1 protein-coding gene is annotated in these 911 nt (G+C 42.6%); it reads left to right on the plus strand.

All coding sequences use genetic code 11. From position 1 onward, the window contains the following. The coding region (locus tag CVN76_RS01225) for an EF-Tu/IF-2/RF-3 family GTPase (RefSeq protein WP_269799998.1) at positions 1–911 on the plus strand (911 nt) is incomplete at both ends.

Genomic DNA, 911 nt, shown 5'->3' on the forward strand with positions numbered 1-911 from the left:
AATGACCTAGGAACTGATATCACTGTTGGTGAAATTCCTGAAGAACATCGTGAATTGGCTGAAGAGTACCGTGAAAAGCTAATTGAAGCAGTAGCAGAAGTTAACGAAGACTTAATGGAAAAATACCTTGGCGGCGAAGAAATCAGCATTGCTGAATTGAAAGCAGCCATCCGTACGGCTACCGTTAATGTTGAGTTCTTCCCAGTTATCTGTGGATCGGCTTTCAAAAATAAAGGTGTTCAATTAATGCTTGACAACGTTATCGACTTCCTTCCATCTCCATTGGATGTACCTGCTATCAAAGGTACTCTACCGGATTCAGAAGATGAAGTGGAACGTCATTCAGATGATTCTGAACCGTTCTCTGCACTAGCGTTTAAAGTTATGACTGACCCTTACGTTGGTAAACTTACATTCTTCCGCGTGTACTCAGGTACATTGGAATCAGGATCATATGTAATCAACTCAACAAAAGGTAAACGTGAACGTATTGGACGTATCCTTCAAATGCACGCAAACAGCCGTGAAGAAATTTCTACTGTATATGCAGGGGATATCGCTGCTGCTGTTGGTTTGAAAGATACGACGACTGGTGATACTCTATGTGATGACAAGAACCAAGTAATTCTTGAATCCATGGTATTCCCAGAGCCAGTAATCTCACTATCAGTTGAACCGAAATCAAAAGCAGACCAAGACAAAATGGGTCAAGCTTTACAAAAGCTACAAGATGAAGATCCTACATTCCGTGCGCATACTGACCAAGAAACTGGTCAAACGATCATCGCTGGTATGGGTGAGCTTCACTTGGACATCCTTGTCGACCGTATGCGTCGTGAATTCAAAGTGGAAGCAAACGTCGGTGCTCCTCAAGTAGCCTACCGTGAAACTTTCCGTGATTCAGCTAAAGT

Source organism: Bacillus sp. mrc49 (assembly GCF_002803435.1).